The sequence below is a fragment of the Enterovirga sp. genome, from assembly GCF_028290205.1.
GTDB lineage: Bacteria > Pseudomonadota > Alphaproteobacteria > Rhizobiales > Beijerinckiaceae > Enterovirga.
This window is the reverse complement of the sequence record NZ_JAQGKF010000004.1, coordinates 14,539-35,530: the sequence shown is the minus strand read 5'-3', so window position 1 is coordinate 35,530 and position 20,992 is coordinate 14,539. Positions and strand designations below refer to the sequence as shown.

Below are 20,992 nucleotides of genomic sequence, written 5' to 3'. Positions count from 1 at the left end.
GCTAGCCGCCGGCCTCGTCGGGCCGGTCGTGGAAAACGGGCGAACGCCGCTCCATGTTGGCCCGAACGGCCTCCATCTGGTTCGGCGTCCCGAGCAGCCCGTCCTGCTCGCGCGACTCGGCCAGCAGGATGCGGGCGGCGGTCGCGTCGTCGGCGAGGTTCAGGAGGCGCTTCGCGGCCCGGATCGCATCGGGATTGCGGGCCGCGATCTCGCGCGCGGCCTCCAGGGCGGCGGCATGGGGATCGGGACAGGTGCGGGTCACCAGGCCGAGGCGCGCCGCCTCGTCGCCCGACAGAATGCGGCCCGTGTAGGTGAGGTCACGGATCAGGTCGGCGCCGATGAGATCGCGCAGCAGCAGGGTGCCGCCCATGTCCGGCACGATGCCCCAGCGGATTTCCAGAAGGGCGAGCTGCGCGTCAGGAGTCGCGAAGCGGAGATCGGCGCCCAGCGCGATCTGCAGCCCGCCGCCGAAGACGCTGCCGTGCAGCGCGGCGATCACCGGCACCGGCAGCTCGCGCCACACCAGCGCGAGGTGCTGGAAGCGGTTCGCCGGGCCGTGGGTGCGGTCGGCGAGGCGCCCGGTCAGGAGCCCGGCCCCGCTGCCCGAGGCCACGGCGGCGAAATTCGCCATGTCGAGCCCCGCGCAAAAGGAGGCCCCCTCGCCGGACATGACCACGGCCCGGAGGCCAGCCTCACGGCGCAACCGCGCCGCGGCGGCCAGCAATGCTTCGACCAGCGGCTCGTCCAGGGCGTTCATCTTCGCGGGCCGGTTGAGCCGGAGGTCCGCGATCCCGTCCCGGATCCGCAGCGTGATCCGCCCGCCGTCACCCTCGTCCGTCATGCCGGCCCCGTATTTGCCCCTTGACCAAAGCACGCCGGTGCAGCCTCGTCACGGGGCGGGAGGATCGCGTGGCGAAGCGGCTCAGCCAGATTGTGCGAGGTGGGTCCCTCGTGGCCCAGCCCTGGCCGAACGGCCGCGGCCTGACGCGGGACGTGGTCCGGCGCACGGCCGGTGATGGTCGCCTCGACTGGCTCGTCAGCCTGGCCGATCTCGCCGAGGACGCGCCGTTCTCGCATTTCGCGGGAATCGACCGCATTTTCACGCTGGTCGCCGGCGACCAGGTCGATCTGGTGCTCGACGAAGGCGCCGCCCTGCCCTGCCGCACGCTGGTTCCGGCGCATTTTCCCGGAGACCGGCCAACTCGCGCCATCCTGCGGAACGGACCGGGCCGGGCGCTGAACGTCTTCGTGGACCGCCGGCGGCGGCGGGCGGCGGTCGCGATCCTGCTCCTCGCCGCCGAACACCCGGCCTGGCCGGGGCGGGAGACCGAACTTCTCCACTGCGTGGCCGGCCGGGTGGGCGCCTGCGGGTCGGCACTTGACCCGGGCGACAGCCTGCTCGGCTCCGGTCCGGAGCCCGTCCGGGCCCTCGGCGGTCCGGCCGTCGCCCTCGCCGTCCGGATCTGGGATGCGCCGTCCGCCGATGCCGAGACCCGATCCGAGGTCTGAAGGCCCGGAGCGCGGGGCGGTCACGGCCTCCCGAGGCGGCGCCCGGCCGTTGCAGCTCAGTAGCGCTCCAGCCCGCGCCCCTTCACGTTTCCGAGCCGGCCAGGGTCGAGCCCGCCCTCGGGGTCGTAATAGCCGGCGGCCTTCTTGGCCTCCATCTCGACCGAGGCGTCGGGCGGAACCAGCCCGGGCGGGATCGGCACGCGCTCACCGACCTCGATGCCCGCGCCCACGATGGCGTCGTATTTCATGTTGGACATGGACATGAGCCGGTCGATGCGCCGGATGCCGAGCCAGTGCAGCACGTCGGGCATGAGCTGCTGGAAGCGCGCGTCCTGCACGCCCGCGACGCATTCGGTCCGTTCAAAGTAGGTCGAGGCCTGGTCGCCGCCCTCCTGGCGCTTGCGGGCGTTGTAGACCAGGAACTTGGTGACCTCGCCCAGCGCCCGCCCCTCCTTGCGGTTATACACCACCACACCGGCGCCGCCGGTCTGGGCCTCCCGAACGCATTCCTCGATGCCGTGCACCAGATAGGGCCGGCAGGTGCAGATGTCGGAACCGAACACGTCGGAGCCGTTGCACTCGTCATGCACGCGGCAGGCCACGCGGCGGGACGGATCGGCCAGGGCCGCGACCTCGCCGACCACGTAGACGGTGGCCCCGCCGATCGGCGGCAGGAACACGGACAGGTCTGGCCGGGTGACAAGCTCCGGGAACATGCCCCCGGTCTGTTCGAACAGGATGCGGCGCAGCTCCGGCTCGGCCGTCTGGAAGCGGCGCGCGATGCCGGGCAGCCACCAGACCGGGTCGATGGCGATCTTGGTGACCGAGACGTCGCCGTTGGCGTGGAGAAAGCCGCCGTCCGGCGCCAACCGGTGCGCCGCCATGGCGGCCAGGATCTCCGGCAGGTTCAGCCGGGCCTTGGTGATCGCGATGGTCGGCCGCACGTCGGTGCCCGTCTCGATCTCTCGCCCGAACACCTCGGCCACGAGGTGGCCGAAGGGGTCCAGCGACACGATCGTGTCCGGGTCGGCCCATTGCGGATAGGGCCCGACCGGAACCACCGGGTGGGTGTTGCGGAGGTCGGGCCGGGCCAGCGGGTTCATGGCCCGGGCGGAGATGGCGAGCGCCCGGTACACCGAATAGGAGCCGCCATGCGAGCCGATGACGTTGCGGTCGCCCGGGCTGGTCACCGACCCGATCACGGGGCCGCGCTCCCGCGGGTCGGCCCGCCCCCACCGGATGGGGAAACGCCCGATGGCCGTGCCCGCCTCCGGATGCGAGGTCAGGCGGATATGAGGAGTTCGGTTCGGTGTCGTCATGGTGCTGGCCGAGGTGCGACGCCGCCCGGCACAGACTTGCGGATCACCTCTCTCACGTCAACGCAGCCAGCAGTTTACCGCCTCGCCGCTTTACGCTTGAGCCCGGCCCGGCTTAGCTTAGACCTGTCGAGGGGGACACTTGGTGCAAGGGAGGTCGATGTGCTGAGACGTATGATCCTGGTCCTGGCGCTTCTGGTGGGCGCGTTCGCGCTTGGCCAGACGGCGAGCCAGGCGGCCCCGCTCGGGGCGACGGCGCATGCCGCCATCGAGTCGCCGCTGAAGGCCGACAAGGCGTATTACTATTACCGGCGCGCCCATTATGCGCCGCGCTACCGCTACCGCCGGGCCTATCGGCCCCGCGTGGTGTATTTCTACCCGCGCCGGCGGCATTACGGCCATCGGCATTACCGCCCTGTCCGGTACTATCGGCCGGTTCGGTACCATCGCCCCTTCTACCGCTGGTAGGGCGACCGTCTCTGCAACTCCCGGGCCGCCGCAGCTCGCGGCGGCCCTCGTCCCGGACGGACGGAACGGACCGTCTTGCCTCAGGCGATGCGGCCGGCCGCGCGTTCCAGGCCCTCCATGATCAGCCGTTTCGCTTCTTCCGCATCTCCCCAGCGCAGGATCTTGACCCACTTGCCGGGTTCCAAATCCTTGTAGTGGGCAAAAAAGTGCTCGATCTGCTCCAGCGTGATGGACGGCAGGTCCGAGTGGCTCATCACCTTCTCGTAGCGCCGCGTCAGCTTGTTGGTCGGCACCGCGATGATCTTTTCGTCGACGCCACCGTCGTCCTCCATCAGGAGCACGCCGACGGGTCGAACGTTGATCACCGCGCCCGGCACGATGGCCCGGGTGTTCGCCACCAGAACGTCGCAGGGATCCCCGTCGCCTGACAGCGTGTGCGGGATGAACCCGTAATTCCCGGGGTAGCGCATGGACGTGTAGAGGAACCGGTCGACCACCAGGGTCCCGGCCTCCTTGTCCATTTCGTACTTGATCGGCTCGCCCCCGATGGGGACCTCCACGACGACATTCACGTCGTCGGGCGGGTGATGGCCGGTCTTGATGGCGTCGAGCCGCATGTCGACCGTTCTCCGAAAGGGTGCGGTGCTCTATCGGGACCGCGCGTTTCGGACAAGCGCAGATGCGGCTTAGCGAAACAGGTAACAGCTTTTGCTGAGGGCGATGCCGGCGAAGCGCTCGGTCGTTTCCGCGATGAGGCGGCCGCCCATGTGACGGTAGAAGCCGCAAGCCCGTTCGTTCTGAGCCAGGCACCAGACAGCGACGCGCTTGGCGCCCCGGTCGTCGAGATCGTTTCGCACGGCTTTGAACAGCCGGCCGCCAAAACCGAGCCCCTGATATTCGGGCGCGAGGTAGAGCTCGTCCATCTCCCCATCGGCCGGAAGCGAGCGGTCGCGGCAGCGGCCGTAGGAGACGTAGCCGACAGCCTTGTCGCCCACCTCCAGCACGACCAGGGGCCGGCCACGCCCGATGGTGGTGAGCCACCAGCGGGGCCCGCGCCGGACGATCATGCGTTCGAGCGGGATGGCCGGCAGGATGCCCTGATAGGCTTCGCGCCAGGCGGCGTCGAAGACGGCGGCCAGGTCGGCGGCATCCTCGGACCGGGCGCGCCGGATTTGAATGGTGATCGCGGTCATGGCTGTGCCGAAACCTCCTGCCTCAGACGACCCTGCTCCCTGACGTGCCCCCGCAACTTCAAGGCCACCGTGCGGGAGCTTCGTCGATCCCTGTCCCCGGCCTGGCGCTGGCGAAGCGGCCGGCATTGCCCGGTCGCCCCCCGGCTGGTAGAGCGCGCCAGGCTCGGTGCCCCGCTTCTCCGGCCCCTTCAGCGACCGTGATCGTCCGGCCATCGTGCTTACCAGGTTCTTAAAGCCGGAAACGCGCTATGCGCGTCGGATGGCCCGCATAGCCCGGTGGGACCGGGAACTCGCCGGGCCGATCGACCGCGCGCATGCCTGGGCGAACATGCTGTTCGTCGATCACGGCGTGTTTCGCGTCCTCTATCCGAATCTGGGCCGGGTCTCCGAGGAGCTCTGGCGCTCGTCGCAGCCGAGCCCCGGGCAGATCGCCCGCTTGGCACGCGCGGGTCTGCGCACCATCGTGAATGTCCGGGGCGGACGGGAGCACGGATCCTGGCCGCTGGAGCGCGAAGCCTGCGAGCGTCACGGGGTCGCGCTGGTGGACGTGGTGCTCCGCTCGCGCGAGCCGCCCTCCCCCGAGGCCATCGGGCGCGTCGCCGTGACAGTCCAGCAGATCGCCTATCCGGCGCTGGTCCACTGCAAATCGGGGGCGGACCGGGCGGGGCTGTTCGCAGCCCTCTACCTGATCCTCCGCAAGGGAGCGACCGTGGCCGAGGCGCGCTCGCAGCTCGCGCTTCGCTTCGGCCATTTCCGCCATGCCAAGACCGGCATCCTGGACGCCTTTTTGGACGCCTACGAGGCGGGCGGCGAAGCGAAGGGCCTGTCGCTCGAGGCCTGGATCAGCGACGGCTACGATCCCGAGGCGCTGGCACGCGGCTTCAAGCCGACGCTCTGGTCGACCCTGATCGCCGACAGGCTGCTCCGGCGGGAATAGGCTATTCGCCCGCTGCCTGGACGGGCGTCAGGTCGGGTTCGAGTTCGCCGATCAGCTGCAGCCGCTGCAGCCGCGCGTAAAGCCCGCCATTGCGGCCGAGCGCCGCATGAGTGCCGATCTCCACGACCCGGCCGGCATCCAACACGACGATCACGTCGGCATCCCGGACGGTCGAAAAGCGGTGCGCGATGACCAGCGTCGTGCGGCCGCGCATCAGCGTCCGGATGGCGGCCTGAACCTGAGTCTCGGCCTCGGCGTCGAGAGCGCTCGTGGCCTCGTCCAGCAGGAGGATCGGCGCGTTCTTGAGAAAGGCGCGGGCGAGCGAAACACGCTGGCGCTGGCCGCCCGACAGCGTGGCCCCGCCGGGCCCGAGCCGGGTGTCGTAGCCGTCCGGCAGCGCGCAGATGAACTCGTGCGCGGCCGCGGCCCGGGCCGCCGCCTCGATCTCGTCCCGCGTCGCGTCGGCGCGGCCGAAGCCGATGTTCCTGGCCACCGTGTCGTCGAAAATGACGACCTCCTGGGTCACCAGGGCGATGGAGGCCCGCAGGCTGGCCAGCGTCACGTCACGCACGTCCTGACCGTCGACCAGCACACGCCCGGACTGCACGTCGTACATCCGGGGCAGCAGCGACAGGAGGGTCGATTTGCCGGACCCCGAGCGGCCGACAATGGCGGTTGTTTTTCCGGCCGGCACGTCAAGGCTCACCCCGTCGACCGCCGGCACGCCGCCGGCCGCGTAGTGGAAGCGGACGTCTTCGAACCGGACCTCGCCCGGGCCGGCCACCAGCGGCACCGCGCCGGGCCGGTCGCGGATCTCGGGCCGCTCGTCGACCACGGCGAAATAGCGCTTCAGCGCCGCGGCAGCCTCCTGCAGGATCGCATTCAGATTGCCGAGGGCCCGGACCGGCTGGGCCGCGATGATCAGCGCGGTCACGAACCCGGCGAAATCGCCGACGGTCGAGCGGCCGTCGAGGATACGCCAGCCGATGATGGCCAAGACCGCCGCGACCGCCAGCCCGCCGCCGACCTCGAGGAGCGGGTCGAGCCGGGCGCGGGCATTGGCCGACTTCATCTTCAGGCGGCGCACGGCGTCGAAGGAGGCGCGCGCCTTCTCCTTCAGGTAGCCTTCCAGCCCATAGCTCTTGGCCACCCGCGCCCCGGCCAGACTCTCCGAGACGAGGCCGGCCATCTGGCCGATCTGTTCCTGGGTCGATGTGGAGTTGCGGCGCAGCTTCTTGCCGATGCGGGCGATAGGCCGGGCGACGAACGGCACCACACAGGCGGCGACCAGGGTCAGCGCCGGGTCGATCAGCAGCATCGCGACGACCAGCGCCGTGATGGTCGCGATCTCGCGCAGGAAGACGGTGGAGAGCCGGGTCAGGGCCTCCTTGATGTAGGTGAAGTCGGTGGTGAAGCGCTGGGTCAGCGCCGCCGCGCTCTCGCGGCCGAGCTGCGCCAGGTCGGCGTCGATGAGATGCGCGTAGAGCGCGCTCTGCATGTCGGCTTCGATGCGGGTGACGACGCGGTTCGTCAGCAGCGTCAGGGCGTAGAGCGAGAAGCCTTTGATGGAGGTGATCAGGACCACGAAGACCGGCCCGTACACGATCGCCTCCCGCCGATCGATGAACCACCGGGTGAAGCCGAGATTGATCTTGATCGGCGCCCCGGTCCCGAACCGGTTGGAGAAGGCCTCGAAGGCCGCCTTGATGAGGACCGGGTACAGCCCGGTCGAGGCGGCCACGAGGACGATGAAGCCGATCACCAGCGCCAGCGTGCGGCTGTGCGGGCGCAGCCAGTCGCGCCAAAGCCGGATCACGAGCGCGAGCGTGTCTCGGGACGGCAGGATTTCGGCTACAGGGGGGCCGCGGCGGTTCAGAAGGGGTGGCACCGGCCCGGTGTACCGCCCCGGAACCCGGCAAGCAATTTCCGCCCTGACGTTGCAAGTGCGGCTGGGCTCGCTATGAGGCCATGTCCATCCGCCGGAACGGTGCGCCCATGGCTTCCGCTGTCCCGAGACCACCATCGGCGTTGGAGGCGGTGCGCCCGTTCAGGTCGCGCATCACGCTGACCTACGGGCTGATCTTCATCGAAGACCTGCTCGAGCTGTCCTATCCGTGGGCGACCGGGCTCGCCATCGATGGCCTGATCGCGCACCAATACATCTGGATCGCGCCGATCATCGTGGCCTGGACGTGCCGTGGCGCCATCGGCTGCTTCCGGCAGATGTACGACACCCGGCTCTACACGACGATCTACAACACCATCGTCACCGCCACGATCCTGCGGCAGCGCTCGGCCGGGGTCCGCACCAGCGACGTTGCCGCGCGCTCCAGCATGTCGCGCGACTTCGTGACCTTCTTCGAAAGGGACATCCCGACGATTCTGACCTCGGTGGTCGGCATCCTGGGATCGGCCGTGATCCTGTTTTTCTACGATGTCATGATCGGGGCGATCACGGCCTCCCTGTTCCTGCCTGTCTACCTGATCAACCGCGGCTACAGCCGCCGCTCAGCCCTGTTCAACAAAGGACTGAACGACCAGCTCGAACACGAAGTCGACCTCATCGACAGCAACGACCCGACCCGGGTGCGGCAGCATTTCACGGCGCTTCGGGACTGGCGCATCAAGCTGTCGGATGCTGCTGCGATCAACTGGACGCTGATCGAGATCATGTCCATCTTCGTGTTCATGGCCGTGATCATGCGGGCAACGTTCCTGCCGACCACGGAAACGGGCGATATCTTCGCCATTCTGGTTTACGTGTGGCGACTCATGGAAAATCTGGATCACGTTCCCGAGATCGTGCAGCAGCTCACCCGGCTGCAGGACATTCGGCGGCGGATCGAGGCGGGCGCATCCATCGAGGCGGTCGGCGCCGAAATCGAGAAGGCCCACGAGCACACCGCCGCCGAAATGTGAGCCGGCGCCTGCGGCCGCATCCCGGGCTTGCGCCGGAGGCGGTGCCCGCGCACCCTCCTGCCTGATAGGCCGGCACAAAGCGGGCATTCGCGGGAGGACGGAGAATGAGCGGCGGCGCGAGCGCCCGACCCGAACCGGACGGCCCCCGCTCCTGGCTCCGCCTCGCCCTGTCGCTCGCGATCGTGACGATCGGCGGCGCCGGCATGTGGTGCGTGGTGGTGGCGCTGCCGGCCGTGCAGGCCGAATTCGCCGTGGACCGCAGCGCCGCCTCGCTCCCCTACACGCTGCTGATGCTCGGGATCGCGGGCGGCGGCATGGTGCTTGGCCGCCTGTCGGACCGGTTCGGCATCGTGCCGGTCTCGTTCGGGGGCGGCGCGCTGCTCTCCCTGGGCTTCATCCTGTCCGGGCTCGCGCCCAGCCTCGGCGTCTTTGCGGTTGTGCACGGCATTCTGATCGGGATCGGCTGCTCGGCGAGCTTCGGGCCGATCCTGGCCGACATCTCGTTCTGGTTCGACCGCCGGCGCGGCATCGCGGTCGCGATCGTGGCGGCCGGCAATTACGTGGCCGGTGCCATCTGGCCGCCGCTGGTGCAGGCCATGATCGACGGCATCGGCTGGCGCGGCGCCATGATGGTGGTCGGGGCGATCTGCGGGGCGACCCTGCTGCCCCTTGCCCTCCTGCTCGGGCGCCACGCCGAGCGGCCCCTCGCGGCCGTCCCGGTGCTGCCGTCCCGCAGCGCGGCCCTGGCCGAGCCGGTCACGCTGCCGGTCGCGGCCGGGCTCCGCCCCGGCACGTTGCAGGTGCTCTTGGCCCTGGCCGGGATCGGCTGCTGCGTGGCCATGTCCATGCCGCAGGTGCACATCGTCGCCTATTGCGGCGACCTGGGCTACGGCCCGGCCCGGGGCGCCGAGATGCTGTCCCTGATGCTGGCCTTCGGCATCATCTCCCGCGTGGCCTCCGGTTTCGTGGCCGACCGGATCGGCGGGCTGTCGACGCTGCTGGTCGGCTCGGTGCTGCAATGCGTGGCGCTGGTCCTCTACATGCTGTTCGACAGCCTGGCCTCGCTCTACGTCGTGTCCATTCTGTTCGGGCTGTTCCAGGGCGGCATCGTGCCGAGTTACGCCATCATCGTGCGGGAGGTCTTTCCGCCGGCGGAGGCCGGCCAGCGCGTCGGGATCTGCATCGCCGCGACGCTGGTCGGGATGGCCCTCGGCGGCTGGCTGTCCGGCTGGATCTTCGACCAGACCGGGTCCTACCAGGCCGCCTTTGCCAACGGCATCGGCTGGAACATCCTGAACCAGGCCATCGTCATCTTCCTGATCCTACGCCTCACGGCCCGGCCGGGCCCTGTCCGGGCCGCGCAGGCCGTGGCGGCTTGAAGGAACGCGAATGAACTCCGACGCCGTGCCCCTGCCCGACAGCATCAGTTTGGCCAAACCCGAGGATGTCGGCATGTCGCGCGAGCGGCTGGGCCGGATCGGGGCGGCCCTGGAGGCCGAGATCCAGCAGGGCCTTCTGCCCGGTGCGGTGGCGCTGGTGGCGCGCCGTGGCCGGGTCGTCCATTTCAAGGCCTATGGCCGCCGCGACCCGGCGGCCGCGGACCCGATGCAGCTCGACACGCTGTTTCGCATCTACTCGATGACCAAGCCGATCGTGTCGGTCGCCCTGATGATGCTGGTCGAGGAAGGCCGTCTGCGTCTCGGCGACCCGCTCTCGCGCTACATCCCCGATTTCGCCGAGATGCAGGTCGGGGCGGGGGCCGGCGCGGTCCAGGCCGCTCGCCCGATCACCATCCAGGACCTGCTGCGGCACACCTCGGGCCTGACCTATGAATGGCTGGTGCCCGGGCCCGTGACCGACGCCTATGTGGAGGCCGGGGCGGCGCGGCGCAGCCAGAGCAACGAGCAGCAGGCGGCGGTGCTGGCGGGCCTGCCGCTGCTCAGCCAGCCCGGCACGGCGTGGGATTACGGGCGCTCCACCGACGTCCTCGGGCGGGTGGTCGAGATCCTCTCGGGCCAGACGCTCGGCGCCGCCTTGCGGTCCCGGGTGTTCGAGCCGCTCGGCATGATGGAGACCGGCTTCCACGTGCCGGCCGCCTATCACGAGCGCCTGGCCGGGGCCTTTCCCGTCGACCCCGAGACCGGCGGGGCTGTCGAGCTCCTCGCCGTGACACGGCCGCCGCGGCTGGAAAACGGCGGCGGGGGCCTCGTCTCGACCGCCTCGGACTATGCCCGGTTCCTGCACATGATCGCCTGCGGCGGCACGCTCGACGGCCGCCGTCTGCTGTCACCCGCGACGCTGTCCTACATGATGTCGGACCATCTCGCTCCCGATCTGCCGGTCGGGTCGCGAGAGCTCCTGCCCGAGGGCTACGGATTCGGCCTGGGATTCGCGGTGAGGCGCGTGACCGGGATGGCGCCGTTCCCGGGATCGCCAGGCGACGCCTATTGGCTCGGCCAGGCCGGCACCAGCTTCTGGTACGATCCCGCTGAGCAGCTCTACGCGGTCCTGATGGTTCAGGCCCCGGGGCGGCGCGACCATTACCGGGACACGTTCCGGGCCCTGGTCTATGGCGCGCTGGCCGAGCGTTCGGCCTAGCTCGCGCGCCGCATCCGGCCGGTCGCAGCCGGCGCACGGCGGGCTGCGGTCTTGCCGGCCGGCTTGCTGGCCGCTTTCGCGGGTTTCTCCGCGGCCGCCTTCTCAGCCGCGGGCTTGGCCCCGGCGGGCTTCTCGGCGGCCGGCTTGGCCGATGCCTTGCGGGCAGGCTTGGCGGGAGTCTCCGCCGCTTTCGCGCCGGCCTCCTGGTCGTTGGCGATGCTGCGCCGCAGGGCGTCCATCAGACTGACCACGTTGCTGGGCTTGCTGACGGGGGCCGGGTTGTTGGCCGGGCGGTGCTCGCGCTTGGCCTCGATCAGCTCCAACAGCGCGTTCTGGTAGCGGTCCTCGAACCGCTTCGGATCGAAATCGGCCATCTTGCGGCCGATGATGTGGGTCGCGAGATCCAGCATCTCCTCGGGCACCTCGACGTCCTTGATGCCGTCGAAATAATCCTCGTCGTCCCGCACCTCGTAGGCGTACCGCAAGGTCGTGGCGACGAGCCCCTTGCCCACCGGCTCGAGCAGGATCGGGCGCTCGCGGCGGTAGAGCACGACGCGGCCGATCCCGACCACGTTCTTGTCCCGCATGGCGTCCCGGATCACCGCGAAGGCTTCCTCACCCATCTTGCCGTCGGGGGCGAGATAGTAGGGCGTGTCGAGATAGGTCTCGTCGATCTGGGCGCGCGGCACGAAGGCCTCGATATCGATCGTGTGGCTCGATTCGATCGCCACCTTGTCGATCTCCTCCTCCTCCACGAGGACGTATTCCGTCTTGCCGACCTGGTAGCCCTTGACCTGGGCGTCGGATTCCACCGCCTCGTCGGTTTCGGGGTCGACCAGCTTGCGGCGCAGGCGGTTGCCGGTTTCGCGGTTGAGAAGGTGAAAGGCGACGCGGTCCTTGCTCGACGTGGCCGGAAAGAGCTGGACGGGGCAGGACACGAGCGAGAGCTTCAGGTAGCCCTTCCAGTTCGAACGTGCCGCCATCGAACAACTCCGTACGCGCGACTAACCTTGGCCATTCCCAACGACTCCCTTTGCTGAGTCGTTCCGCCGCAGGGGTCGAGAATCTTCGCCCCGGCCGCGCTGGTGAGACCTGGCCGGCCGGCGCAGGTCACGGCTTGCGCGCCCCGTGCCAGGGGTCCAGATGACAGGCGATGTCCGCGACCCGCAGCACACTGCCGCAGGCGGCGATAGCTCCGGCGGCGACGCCCCCGGAGGCCGCGGCGTCGCCGACCCTCGAGGCGGCCGGCGGTGAGGTCTGCCGCGTTCCGCGCGACGTCCTGCCGGAAGCCGTGGCGGTGCGGGACTGGCTGCTTGAAGGAGCCATCGGCCACGATCATCAGGAGTTGCTGACCGGCTTCGCGGAGCGGCTGGACCGGCTCGGGGTCCCCGTGGAACGCCTGACCACGGCCATCGACGCGCTCCATTCCGAGTATTCCGGCATCGGTCGCATCTGGACCAAGGGCGAGGGCTCGAGCTTCCGACTCTTTCCGCACGGGGCGGCGACGGACGAGGTGTTCGCGCGCTCGCCCTTCGCCCTCGTCCAGCGCACCGGCGAGTGGCTCGACCTCGACCTCGACCAGACGGCGGAGGACGCGTTCGGCATCGTTCCGGAGCTCAAGGCGGCGGGCTACCGGCAGTATCTTGTGATCCCCCTCCGCTTCACCAACGGCACGCAGAACGGCATCACGCTCGCGACCTCACGGCCCGGCGGCTTCGACGCGCGGGCGATCGCCCTGCTGCGCTTCGTCGTCCCGACGCTGGCCGCCGCCATCGAGATGCGGTCGGTCCACCAGCGGCTCGACAACGTGTTGCGCATCTATGTCGGCGACGAGCCGCATCGGGCGATCCTGTCCGGCGCCATCCGGCGCGGGCAGGTGAGCCGCATCCGGTCCGCCATTCTGTTCGCCGACATGCGCAGCTACACGCGCCTGACCTCGCTGCTCTCGCCCGAAGCGGCCGTGGACCTCTTGAACGGCTATTTCGACTGCCTCGTGCCGGCCATCGAGCAGGAGGGGGGCGAGGTTCTGAAGTATATGGGCGACGGCGTCCTGGCCATCTTCCGGGATCGCGGCGACGACACGGGCGGCAGCGCCCAGGCCGCGCTCAATGCGGCGATCGCGGGTCTCGTCGCGCTCGACGACGCCAACAGGGACGGGCGCTTTCCCGTGCGGATCGAGGCCGGAATCGCCCTTCATCACGGGGAGGCGGCCTACGGCAATGTCGGCTCGGGCAACCGGCTCGACTTCACCGTGATCGGGCCGGACGTGAACCTCGCCTCGCGCATCGCGCGGCTGAACAAGGTTCTGGGCGAGCCTCTGCTGATGTCGCGTGCCTTCGCGGACCACCTCTGGGGCGACCCCGAGCCGCTCGGCGCGCACGAGATCGAGGGTCTGGACGGCAAGGTGCCGGTGTACCGGCTCCGGCGCGATCCGGCCTGAGGGACCGGGCGCGGCGGCGGCCCGCTCAGCGGGAGAGCCGGAGGCTGCTGATGTTGTCGGCGATCTTCTGGAACACCACCTGGAGCGCGTTGGAATCGGTCGCCACATAGGCCCGGTCGGCCGCCCCCGCGCAGGTCCGCAGCATGTTGAGGCTCTGCTGGTCGATCGGATCCGCGGTGGCGCTGAACCCGATGGTGTAGATCACGACGTTGTTTGGCGAGGCGGAGGCGTTGGCACAGGCCTCCAGGGTGAGCGCGTCCATGGCCGCCCGCGCCTTCAGGTCGGTCGTGGGATCGGCATGGGCCGGCGGCAGCCGGCTGTTCGGGCCGGATCCGTCCGGATTGCGGAAGTAGCCATAGGCGGAATGGCCGGATTTAGCGGCCGAGCTGGGCGAATTGACGGACCATGTGTTGTCGCCGTCCGTCATCAGAATGATGATCTTGTTGTTGTTGAGCTTGTTGTAGGCGGCCGCATCGGCCGCGAACACGCTGACCGGGGAGATGGTGCGCCAGCCCCACATGAACCCTTCGTGGATATTGGTGTTGCCGGCGGGCTGCATGGCCGCGATCTCCGCCAGAAGCGTGGCCTTGTTGGCGGTGAGGCGCGTCAGCGGGCGACTGGTGCAGCTCTGGTTCGGGCCCATCGCGTTGGGGCCCGTGCTGGTGCTGGCGCCCCGCGGATCGGCGTATTTGCAGACGCGGCCGAAGCGGACGTTCTCGTCCGAGGTCGAGCTGCAATTGTTGCCGCCGGAATCGTCCAGATAGCTGTTCGGCGAGGTGACCCAGCTGCCGCTCGCATCCGTGTGGTACACCTGCCCGCCGTCGCCGGTCTCGTCCGGGCCGAGCATGGGCACGAAATAGCTGTCCGGGTTCGACGGGGTTGGCGCCCCGTCGCGGACGTTCAGCGGGTAGGTGAGCGACTCGAGGCAGCCGGCCCAGTCCCAGCCCGACCGCAGCGTCTTCAGCCGGTCAAAGGCGGCGAGGCGGTTCGCGGCCCAGTGCGCCCGGGCCGCCGTGGCCCCGCCCTGGACGATGTTCCAGTGGTAGGACGCGTTGCCGGCCTGATCGATCCAGGACGCGCCCCGGTAGGAAGAGGGGTTCACGGCCACCGCGGCCGCGAAGGGCACGATCGAGATGGTGGTCGCGGTGGACAGGGTGGTGTTGTTGTAGATCGCGTCCACGAAGGAGGTCGCGGCCGCCTTGAGGGCTTCCATCTTGGATTGAGTCCCGCCCGACAGCGCCATGGAGCCGGTGTTGTCGAGCGCGAGCGCGATCTCAAAGGTCTGCGGCTCGCCGTAACAGGTCGCGGTCGCGTCCACGGGCAGTTGGGCGAAGGCCGGCCCGAACACCTTGAGGATGGAGGTCGGAAACAGCGACCTCGTTTTCAGCTCGATCACCCGCGGGCTGCTGCTCAGGGTCAGCGTCTGGATGGTGTAGGGCGCCGAGCCGAGATAGGTCGGCAGGAGCTTGTTGGCCGCAGCCACCAGATCGTCGCGGGTCGGCGCCCCGGCGACCTGGCACAGGCGCAAATTCGCGCCGTCCGTCGCCTTCTGCAACTGAGCCTTCAGGCTGGACGCGCCCGAATAATCGAGCGCCGCCCCGACCAGGAACGTCATCGGGGCAACAGAGAGGGCGAACAGGACAGCCACCGCCCCGCGGTCGTCCCTGGCCAGCCTTGCGCACCTGAGGCACCACAGCAGCGCCTCGGAGAATATCGCCCCCACCTCGCCCTCGTCCGCCATACCCGAGCCAAGAGAATGGCAGGGTGATCGTTAAGGGCCGGAGAAATCCGGCACGCCGAATCTGCGCGTTGCCGGGATTGCGCAGAACTGTTCTCTTTCAAACTCGCGCGCCGGGATTCACACCCAAGCAATCTGTGGGGCGCAAGATCCCTGCTCGGTGTGATGCCGGAGGACGGGATGGAGCGAACGGCGGGAGCGCCCCCCGGGCAGGAATGGCCCAAGGGCGAACTCTATGAAGGGCTGTGTCTGCTGGGGATCGCCGAATGCATGTGGCTGATCGGAAGCACGCTCGACGTCTTTCCGACCCTGCAGCTGCTCGCACTCCAGAACGGATTGTCCAACTTCGTCTTCCTCGGCTTCTTCATGAGCTTCGCCATCGGGGTGGCGTCCGTCCTGAAGTCGGTGCGGCTCAGGCGGGAGATTACGGCGCGCCGGAGCGCCGAGGTCGCCGCGCAATCCAGCGCGCGGCGCGATGTCCTGACTGCCCTGCCGAATCGCCGCATGCTGCTCGAATGCATCGGCAACTCCGTCGAGCGGGGCCGCGGGGCGGTGTTCCTGATCGACCTCGACCGGTTCAAGCCGGTGAACGACATTTATGGCCACGCCGCCGGGGACGCGGTGCTGTGCGAGATCGCCGACCGGCTGCGGCGGGCGCTGCCCCGCGAGGCGGTGCCCGCCCGGCTCGGCGGCGACGAATTCGCCGCCTTCCTGCCCGGGGAGATGACGGCCGACGAGTTGATGCGCCTCGCCCAGCAGCTGATCCAGCAGCTCTCACAGGCGGTCGAGTGGCAGAATTCGCGCGTCACCGTCGGCGCCACCGTCGGCATCGCCCTGTTGCCTCAGGACGGGCCCGACGCAGAGGCGCTGCTGCGCTCGGCCGACATCGCCATGTACCGGGCCAAGCGCGAGGGCCGCGGCACGTACCGCTTCTTCGAACAGGCCATGGACGAGGAGCTGAAGGCCCGCCTGTCGTTGGAGGCGGAGCTGCGCTCGGCGATCGAGGCGGGCGACGTGCGACCGCATTACCAGCCTCTCGTCGCCCTGCCGGGCCACGCCCTGCTCGGCTTCGAGGTTCTGGCCCGCTGGTACCATCCGCAGCGCGGCATCATCTCTCCCAACGTCTTCGTGCCGATCGCCGAAGACACCGGGCTCGTGACGGAGATGTGCTACGGCCTGCTGCGTCAGGCGTGTCTCGACGCCCGGAACTGGCCGGCCCATCTCGGCCTCGCCATCAACATCTCGCCGGTGCAGTTCAAGGAGGGGCTGCTCGCGCCCCGCATCCTGGCCATCCTGCGGGACACCGGCTTCTCGCCAAAGCGCCTCGAGGTGGAAATCACCGAGACGGCATTGACCGAGGACCTGGACGTGGCCCGCGCCACCCTCTCCACCCTACAGGCCGCGGGCGTTTCGGTGGCGCTGGACGATTTCGGGACGGGGTATTCCAGCCTGTATCACCTGCGCGAGATGAACTTCGACAAGATCAAGATTGACCGGTCCTTCGTGCAGTCGCTCGGCGGCAACGAGGAGAGCGCCAAGATCATCTCGGCCATCCTCGGGCTCGGCCGCTCGCTCGGCATCATGACCACGGCCGAGGGCATCGAGAGCGCCGACAACTCCGCCTGGCTGGCCGAGATGGGCTGCATGATCGGCCAGGGCTTCCTGTTCGGCGCACCGATGCCGGCGAGCCTCGTCCCCGACCTGATCAGGAGCAACGTGGCGCTCCCTGCCCCGAACCGGGAAGCCGCCTGAGCGGCCCCGGCCGGAGTGCGACAGCTTAGACGAAGTGCCGCTCGATCTGACGCTCGAGCGCGTCGGTGATGCGACCTCCCCGCCCCTCGATGAAGCGGCCGATCTCGCGCTCGGCCTGCCGCATGCGGGCCTCACGGAGCGCCGTGCCGGCGCGGGCGAAGAGAGAGGGACGGCTCGGCTCGGCGCGATCGCCGGCAGCGACAAACCGGTCGAACTGGGCAGAAGCGACGGACATGAAGAACTCCTGGAGACGGTGAACCCGGACGTTTCCCGTTGTGTTGCACTGCAACGTAATCACTGCCGGCCGCCTCGCAACATGGTGCGCTGCAATATCGCCATGCGCTGAGCGCATATGTTGACGCTTTCTTAAACATCCCTATGACTCAGGGTCATGCAGATTGCTGCGCGACGCAGCTCCAGTGAACGATCTATGGCCAGCCTCGACCCTCTCGCCGCCCACCATCTCGAGACCCGCCTGGTTCACCAGGGCTCCTTCCGGTCCGAATTCGGCGAAACGTCGGAGGCGCTCTATCTGACGCAGGGCCACGTCTATGCGTCGGCCGAGCAATGCGAGCGGCGCTTCGCGGGCGACGAGGCCGGCTTCATCTACGCCCGCTTCTCCAATCCGACCGTCGGCATGTTCGAGAGCCGCATGGCGGCCCTCGAGGGTGCGGAGGCTGCGCGCGCCACGGCGACCGGCATGGCGGCCGTGACGGCCGCGCTTGTGGGCCAGTTGAAGGCCGGGGACCACGTGGTGGCGGCCCGAGCCCTGTTCGGCTCCTGCCGCTACGTCATCGAAGAATTCCTGCCGCGATTCGGGGTTTCCTCGACCCTGGTGGACGGCCGCGATCTCGCCGCCTGGCGGGCCGCGATCCGGCCCGAAACCAAGACGCTGTTTCTGGAAAGCCCGGCCAACCCGACGCTCGACCTGGTCGACATCCGGGCCGTGGCCGAGATCGCGCACGCGGCCGGCGCGACGCTGGTCGTCGACAACGTGTTCGCCACGCCGCTCTTCCAGAAACCGCTGGAACTCGGCGCCGATTGCGTCGTGTATTCGGCGACCAAGCACATCGACGGTCAGGGCCGCTGCCTCGGCGGCGTCATCCTGGCCTCGCGCGACTTCATCGACCGCCACATCCAGACCTATTTGAGGCAGACCGGGCCGGCGATGTCGCCGTTCAATGCGTGGGTGCTGCTGAAGAGCCTGGAAACCCTGCCGATCCGCGTCGAGCGGCAGACCCGCACCGCCGGGGTGCTGGCCGACGCCCTGGCCGGCCACCCGGCGCTCGAGCGGCTCATCTATCCCGGCCGGGCCGACCATCCCCAGGCCGAACTCGTCCGGCGCCAGATGTCGGGAGGCTCGAACCTCATCGCGCTCAGCATTCGGGGCGGCAAGCCGGCCGCCTTTCGGATGCTGAATGCGCTCCGGCTCATCCTCATCTCCAACAATCTCGGGGACGCCAAGAGCCTGATCACGCACCCGGCCACCACCACGCACCAGCGCTTCAAGCCGGAGGAGCGGGCCGAGATGGGGATCGGCGACGGTCTCGTGCGGCTGTCGGTCGGGCTCGAACATGCAGACGACCTCATGGCCGACCTCCGGACGGCGCTCGAGGCCGCCTCCGGCTGAGCCTCGACCCCGGAGGCCGCTCGGGCCCGCCTGCCCGGCCAGGGTGCCGCTGCACGCGGAGTGCGCCAAAGCTGCCAGAGCCGGAACCGACATCCCGCCCGTGACTCGGACCGGTGCGACCGCGCCTCGGGCCACGCGTGGCACCTGCGCAGGCGAAGCGGGGCCGCATTGAGCGGCGGCTAACCACACGCGATTGCACCGAGCCAATGGACAAGCCGATCAGGGTCGGCAACTCTCCTGCAAACAAGGCCAGGAGAGGCTGATGGCTGCCGTTGCCGCGCTTGCGACCTCCAGCTCCGCATATCCGGACATTCTCACGCCGGCGGGCGCCCGGGCAGCGATCCGCGACGGGCTGCACACGGGACCGACGGCCGGGATGGCGCCGGGCTTTGTTCAGGGAAATCTCGCCATCCTGCCGCGCGACCTGGCCGAGGACTTCCTGCGCTTCGCGGTCGCCAACCCGAAGCCCTGCCCCCTCGTCGCCGTCTCGGAGCCGGGCGCCTTCCGAATCCCGAGCCTGGGCGCCGATCTCGATGTCCGAACCGACGTGCCACGCTACCGCGTGTGGCAGGACGGCGTGATCGTGGACGAGCCGACCGATCTCCACCGGCACTGGCGCGACGACCTCGTCACCTTCGTGATCGGCTGCTCCTACTCGTTCGAATCGGCACTGATGGAAGACGGGATCGAGATCCGTCACATCTCGCGCGGCTGCGCCGTGCCGATGTACCGCACCAGCATCCAGACCACGCCGGCTGGCCGCCTGCGGGGCCCTCTGGTCGTGTCCATGCGGCCGATGTCACCGGCCAACGCCATCAGGGCCATCCAGATCACCGGCCGCCTGCCCAACGTGCACGGGGCGCCGGTCCATCTCGGCCGGCCCGACCTGATCGGCATCGCCGACCTGTCGCGCCCCGATTACGGCGACCCGGTCCCGGTCGGGCCGGACGAGATCCCGGTCTTCTGGGCCTGCGGGGTGACGCCTCAGGCCGTGATCGAAGCGGCCCGGCCCCCGTTTTGCATAACCCACTACCCGGGGAGCATGATCGTGACCGATCTCCGCAATGCGCGCTTGGCGGTGAGCTGACGTTGCGGAGCCTGGCACCCCCGGACGGGGGCCTGACGAACTAGACAACCGAGCGCGCCACCGGCCGGTCTGCGCCGCCACGAGAGGGGAAGTCCATGCTGTCACGTCGCAGGTTCGTTCAGGGCACCGCGCTTACGGCCGCCGCCATGGCCGGCCCCGCCCGGGGCCAGGCCGTCAAGGAGGTGGTGATCGGGGCGCTCTATCCGCTGTCCGGCCCCAGCGCGCAGATCGGCGTCGATGCCAAGACCGCCTTTGAAACCGCGATCGAGATCATCAACACGGCCCATGCCGATCTCGACCTGCCGCTCGCCAAGGAGGCCGGCCTGCCCGGCCTCGGCGGCGCCAAGATCCGCATCATCTTCGCCGACCACCAGGGGGATCCCCAGAAGGGGCGGGCCGAGGCCGAGCGGCTGATCACCCAGGAGAAGGTCGCGGCCATGGTCGGCAGCTACCAGAGCTCCGTGGCGGCGACGATCAGCCAGACGGCCGAGCGCTACAGCGTGCCCTTCATGTCGGCCGACAATTCCTCGCCGAGCCTGCACCGCCGCGGCCTGAAATACTTCTTCCGGGCGGCGGCGCATGACGAGATGTTCTCGATCATCATGTTCGATTTCCTCGACGGCCTGCGCAAGAAGGGCGAGAAGATCGACACCCTTGCGCTCTTCTACGAGGACACGATCTTCGGCACCGATTCCTCGAACGTGCAGCGCAAGCTCGCGGGCGAGCGCGGCTACAAGCTCGTCTCCGACATCAAGTACCGGGCCAACACGCCCTCGCTGACCGCCGAGGTGCAGCAGCTCAAGGCCGGCAATGCCGACGTGCTCATGCCGTCGAGCTACACCACGGACGGCATTCTGCTGGTGAAGACGATGGGCGAGCTCGGCTACAAGCCGAAGGCGATGCTGTGCCAGGCGGCCGGCTTCTCGGAGCAGGCGCTCTACGACGCGGTCGGCAAGCAGATCGAGAACGTGATCACGCGCGGCTCCTTCTCGATCGACCTCGCTGCCAAGCGTCCGCTGGTGGGCAAGATCAACGAGCTGTTCAAGGCCCGGTCCAACAAGGACCTGAACGACAACACGGCGCGCGAGTTCATGGCCCTGCTCGTGCTGGCGGAGGCGATCGACCGCGCCAAGTCGACCGATGGCGGCCGCATCCGCGATGCCCTGGCTCAGACCGACATCCCGGGCGAGCGCACCATCATGCCCTGGAAGCGGGTCAAGTTCGACGAGAACGGCCAGAACAACGACGCCGATCCGGTGCTGCTGCAATACAAGGACCAGAAGTTCGTGACCGTGTATCCGGAGCAGGCGGCGGTCTCGCCCGCCGTGTGGCCGATGTTCAAGGCCTGATCCGACCGGCCGGACCGGGCCCGGCCCGGTCCGTCTTCCTCCGGGCAACGGCGGCC

The 20,992-nt window shown here is 69.1% G+C and carries 19 protein-coding genes; 11 read left to right on the top strand and 8 right to left on the bottom strand.

Annotation, left to right across the window (positions count from 1 at the left end):
* Position 1: 1 nt before the first annotated feature.
* The gene (locus JWR86_RS00365) at positions 2 to 841 is read right to left on the bottom strand and encodes a crotonase/enoyl-CoA hydratase family protein (protein WP_299559118.1); all 840 of its coding nucleotides are present in this window, start codon (positions 839 to 841) and stop codon (positions 2 to 4) included.
* A gap of 68 nt (positions 842 to 909) precedes the next feature.
* Between JWR86_RS00365 and JWR86_RS00360 the strand changes: the two genes are divergently transcribed.
* Positions 910 to 1,509, top strand: coding sequence for a HutD family protein (locus tag JWR86_RS00360; RefSeq protein WP_299559100.1), 600 nt, complete (start codon positions 910 to 912; stop codon positions 1,507 to 1,509).
* Between the two features lie 56 nt (positions 1,510 to 1,565).
* On the opposite strand, the gene JWR86_RS00355 is transcribed toward JWR86_RS00360, so the two are convergent.
* Positions 1,566 to 2,828 (bottom strand): GTP cyclohydrolase II, encoded by a 1,263-nt coding sequence (locus JWR86_RS00355; RefSeq protein WP_299559097.1) that lies wholly within the window; start codon positions 2,826 to 2,828, stop codon positions 1,566 to 1,568.
* Between the two features lie 159 nt (positions 2,829 to 2,987).
* Between JWR86_RS00355 and JWR86_RS00350 the strand changes: the two genes are divergently transcribed.
* Positions 2,988 to 3,293: a hypothetical protein gene (locus tag JWR86_RS00350; protein ID WP_299559094.1), complete on the top strand. Its 306-nt coding sequence runs from the start codon at positions 2,988 to 2,990 to the stop codon at positions 3,291 to 3,293.
* 80 nt (positions 3,294 to 3,373) lie between these two features.
* On the opposite strand, the gene ppa is transcribed toward JWR86_RS00350, so the two are convergent.
* Together ppa and JWR86_RS00340 are read right to left on the bottom strand one after the other, a co-directional pair.
* Positions 3,374 to 3,910 carry an inorganic diphosphatase gene (ppa, locus tag JWR86_RS00345; protein ID WP_299559091.1) on the bottom strand — a complete coding sequence of 179 codons (537 nt, stop codon included), beginning with the start codon at positions 3,908 to 3,910 and terminating at the stop codon, positions 3,374 to 3,376.
* A gap of 69 nt (positions 3,911 to 3,979) precedes the next feature.
* Positions 3,980 to 4,486, bottom strand: a complete 507-nt coding sequence (locus JWR86_RS00340; RefSeq protein WP_299559088.1) for a GNAT family N-acetyltransferase — start codon at positions 4,484 to 4,486, stop codon at positions 3,980 to 3,982.
* Positions 4,487 to 4,700: 214 nt separating this feature from the next.
* On the opposite strand from JWR86_RS00340, the gene JWR86_RS00335 reads away from it, so the two are divergent.
* A complete protein-coding gene (locus tag JWR86_RS00335) occupies positions 4,701 to 5,423 on the top strand; it encodes a sulfur transferase domain-containing protein (protein ID WP_299559085.1) in 723 nt (240 codons plus the stop codon).
* Between the two features lies 1 nt (position 5,424).
* On the opposite strand, the gene JWR86_RS00330 is transcribed toward JWR86_RS00335, so the two are convergent.
* Positions 5,425 to 7,239, bottom strand: coding sequence for an ABC transporter ATP-binding protein (locus tag JWR86_RS00330; protein WP_299559082.1), 1,815 nt, complete (start codon positions 7,237 to 7,239; stop codon positions 5,425 to 5,427).
* 179 nt (positions 7,240 to 7,418) lie between these two features.
* On the opposite strand from JWR86_RS00330, the gene JWR86_RS00325 reads away from it, so the two are divergent.
* The 3 genes from JWR86_RS00325 to JWR86_RS00315 all read left to right on the top strand — a co-directional run bounded on the left by JWR86_RS00325 (position 7,419) and on the right by JWR86_RS00315 (position 10,940).
* Positions 7,419 to 8,342: an ABC transporter six-transmembrane domain-containing protein gene (locus JWR86_RS00325; RefSeq protein WP_299559079.1), complete on the top strand. Its 924-nt coding sequence runs from the start codon at positions 7,419 to 7,421 to the stop codon at positions 8,340 to 8,342.
* 104 nt (positions 8,343 to 8,446) lie between these two features.
* Complete coding sequence (locus JWR86_RS00320) at positions 8,447 to 9,721, top strand: MFS transporter (protein ID WP_299559076.1); 1,275 nt, start codon at positions 8,447 to 8,449, stop codon at positions 9,719 to 9,721.
* Positions 9,722 to 9,731: 10 nt separating this feature from the next.
* Positions 9,732 to 10,940 (top strand): serine hydrolase domain-containing protein, encoded by a 1,209-nt coding sequence (locus tag JWR86_RS00315; RefSeq protein ID WP_299559073.1) that lies wholly within the window; start codon positions 9,732 to 9,734, stop codon positions 10,938 to 10,940.
* On the opposite strand, the gene JWR86_RS00310 is transcribed toward JWR86_RS00315, so the two are convergent.
* Complete coding sequence (locus tag JWR86_RS00310; protein ID WP_299559070.1) at positions 10,937 to 11,923, bottom strand: Ku protein; 987 nt, start codon at positions 11,921 to 11,923, stop codon at positions 10,937 to 10,939. The genes JWR86_RS00315 and JWR86_RS00310 overlap by 4 nt on opposite strands.
* Before the next feature lie 170 nt (positions 11,924 to 12,093).
* Between JWR86_RS00310 and JWR86_RS00305 the strand changes: the two genes are divergently transcribed.
* Positions 12,094 to 13,380 carry an adenylate/guanylate cyclase domain-containing protein gene (locus JWR86_RS00305; protein ID WP_299559067.1) on the top strand — a complete coding sequence of 429 codons (1,287 nt, stop codon included), beginning with the start codon at positions 12,094 to 12,096 and terminating at the stop codon, positions 13,378 to 13,380.
* A gap of 25 nt (positions 13,381 to 13,405) precedes the next feature.
* On the opposite strand, the gene JWR86_RS00300 is transcribed toward JWR86_RS00305, so the two are convergent.
* The gene (locus JWR86_RS00300; RefSeq protein WP_299559064.1) at positions 13,406 to 15,103 is read right to left on the bottom strand and encodes a pilus assembly protein; all 1,698 of its coding nucleotides are present in this window, start codon (positions 15,101 to 15,103) and stop codon (positions 13,406 to 13,408) included.
* A 195-nt stretch (positions 15,104 to 15,298) separates the two neighbouring features.
* Between JWR86_RS00300 and JWR86_RS00295 the strand changes: the two genes are divergently transcribed.
* Positions 15,299 to 16,870 carry an EAL domain-containing protein gene (locus JWR86_RS00295; protein ID WP_299559061.1) on the top strand — a complete coding sequence of 524 codons (1,572 nt, stop codon included), beginning with the start codon at positions 15,299 to 15,301 and terminating at the stop codon, positions 16,868 to 16,870.
* A gap of 25 nt (positions 16,871 to 16,895) precedes the next feature.
* On the opposite strand, the gene JWR86_RS00290 is transcribed toward JWR86_RS00295, so the two are convergent.
* Positions 16,896 to 17,105, bottom strand: a complete 210-nt coding sequence (locus JWR86_RS00290) for a hypothetical protein (protein ID WP_299559058.1) — start codon at positions 17,103 to 17,105, stop codon at positions 16,896 to 16,898.
* Between the two features lie 195 nt (positions 17,106 to 17,300).
* Here JWR86_RS00290 and JWR86_RS00285 point away from each other — a divergent pair, with 195 nt between their 5' ends.
* From JWR86_RS00285 to JWR86_RS00275, 3 genes are all read left to right on the top strand, one after another.
* Positions 17,301 to 18,500 (top strand): O-succinylhomoserine sulfhydrylase, encoded by a 1,200-nt coding sequence (locus JWR86_RS00285; protein WP_299559055.1) that lies wholly within the window; start codon positions 17,301 to 17,303, stop codon positions 18,498 to 18,500.
* 262 nt (positions 18,501 to 18,762) lie between these two features.
* Positions 18,763 to 19,587, top strand: a complete 825-nt coding sequence (locus JWR86_RS00280) for a putative hydro-lyase (RefSeq protein WP_299559052.1) — start codon at positions 18,763 to 18,765, stop codon at positions 19,585 to 19,587.
* Positions 19,588 to 19,733: 146 nt separating this feature from the next.
* Positions 19,734 to 20,936, top strand: a complete 1,203-nt coding sequence (locus JWR86_RS00275) for an ABC transporter substrate-binding protein (RefSeq protein WP_299559115.1) — start codon at positions 19,734 to 19,736, stop codon at positions 20,934 to 20,936.
* Positions 20,937 to 20,992 lie beyond the last annotated feature (56 nt).

What these genes read in the sequence shown, in the direction of transcription:
- JWR86_RS00355 (WP_299559097.1), bottom strand. Translation starts at nt 2,828, where the DNA reads ATGACGACACCGAACCGAACTCCTCATATCCGCCTGACCTCGCATCCG.
- JWR86_RS00325 (WP_299559079.1), top strand. Translation starts at nt 7,419, where the DNA reads ATGGCTTCCGCTGTCCCGAGACCACCATCGGCGTTGGAGGCGGTGCGC.
- JWR86_RS00275 (WP_299559115.1), top strand. Translation starts at nt 19,734, where the DNA reads ATGGCCGGCCCCGCCCGGGGCCAGGCCGTCAAGGAGGTGGTGATCGGG.
- JWR86_RS00280 (WP_299559052.1), top strand. Translation starts at nt 18,763, where the DNA reads ATGGCTGCCGTTGCCGCGCTTGCGACCTCCAGCTCCGCATATCCGGAC.
- JWR86_RS00295 (WP_299559061.1), top strand. Translation starts at nt 15,299, where the DNA reads ATGGAGCGAACGGCGGGAGCGCCCCCCGGGCAGGAATGGCCCAAGGGC.
- JWR86_RS00305 (WP_299559067.1), top strand. Translation starts at nt 12,094, where the DNA reads ATGTCCGCGACCCGCAGCACACTGCCGCAGGCGGCGATAGCTCCGGCG.
- JWR86_RS00285 (WP_299559055.1), top strand. Translation starts at nt 17,301, where the DNA reads ATGGCCAGCCTCGACCCTCTCGCCGCCCACCATCTCGAGACCCGCCTG.
- JWR86_RS00290 (WP_299559058.1), bottom strand. Translation starts at nt 17,105, where the DNA reads ATGTCCGTCGCTTCTGCCCAGTTCGACCGGTTTGTCGCTGCCGGCGAT.
- JWR86_RS00320 (WP_299559076.1), top strand. Translation starts at nt 8,447, where the DNA reads ATGAGCGGCGGCGCGAGCGCCCGACCCGAACCGGACGGCCCCCGCTCC.
- ppa (WP_299559091.1), bottom strand. Translation starts at nt 3,910, where the DNA reads ATGCGGCTCGACGCCATCAAGACCGGCCATCACCCGCCCGACGACGTG.
- JWR86_RS00310 (WP_299559070.1), bottom strand. Translation starts at nt 11,923, where the DNA reads ATGGCGGCACGTTCGAACTGGAAGGGCTACCTGAAGCTCTCGCTCGTG.
- JWR86_RS00365 (WP_299559118.1), bottom strand. Translation starts at nt 841, where the DNA reads ATGACGGACGAGGGTGACGGCGGGCGGATCACGCTGCGGATCCGGGAC.
- JWR86_RS00340 (WP_299559088.1), bottom strand. Translation starts at nt 4,486, where the DNA reads ATGACCGCGATCACCATTCAAATCCGGCGCGCCCGGTCCGAGGATGCC.
- JWR86_RS00315 (WP_299559073.1), top strand. Translation starts at nt 9,732, where the DNA reads ATGAACTCCGACGCCGTGCCCCTGCCCGACAGCATCAGTTTGGCCAAA.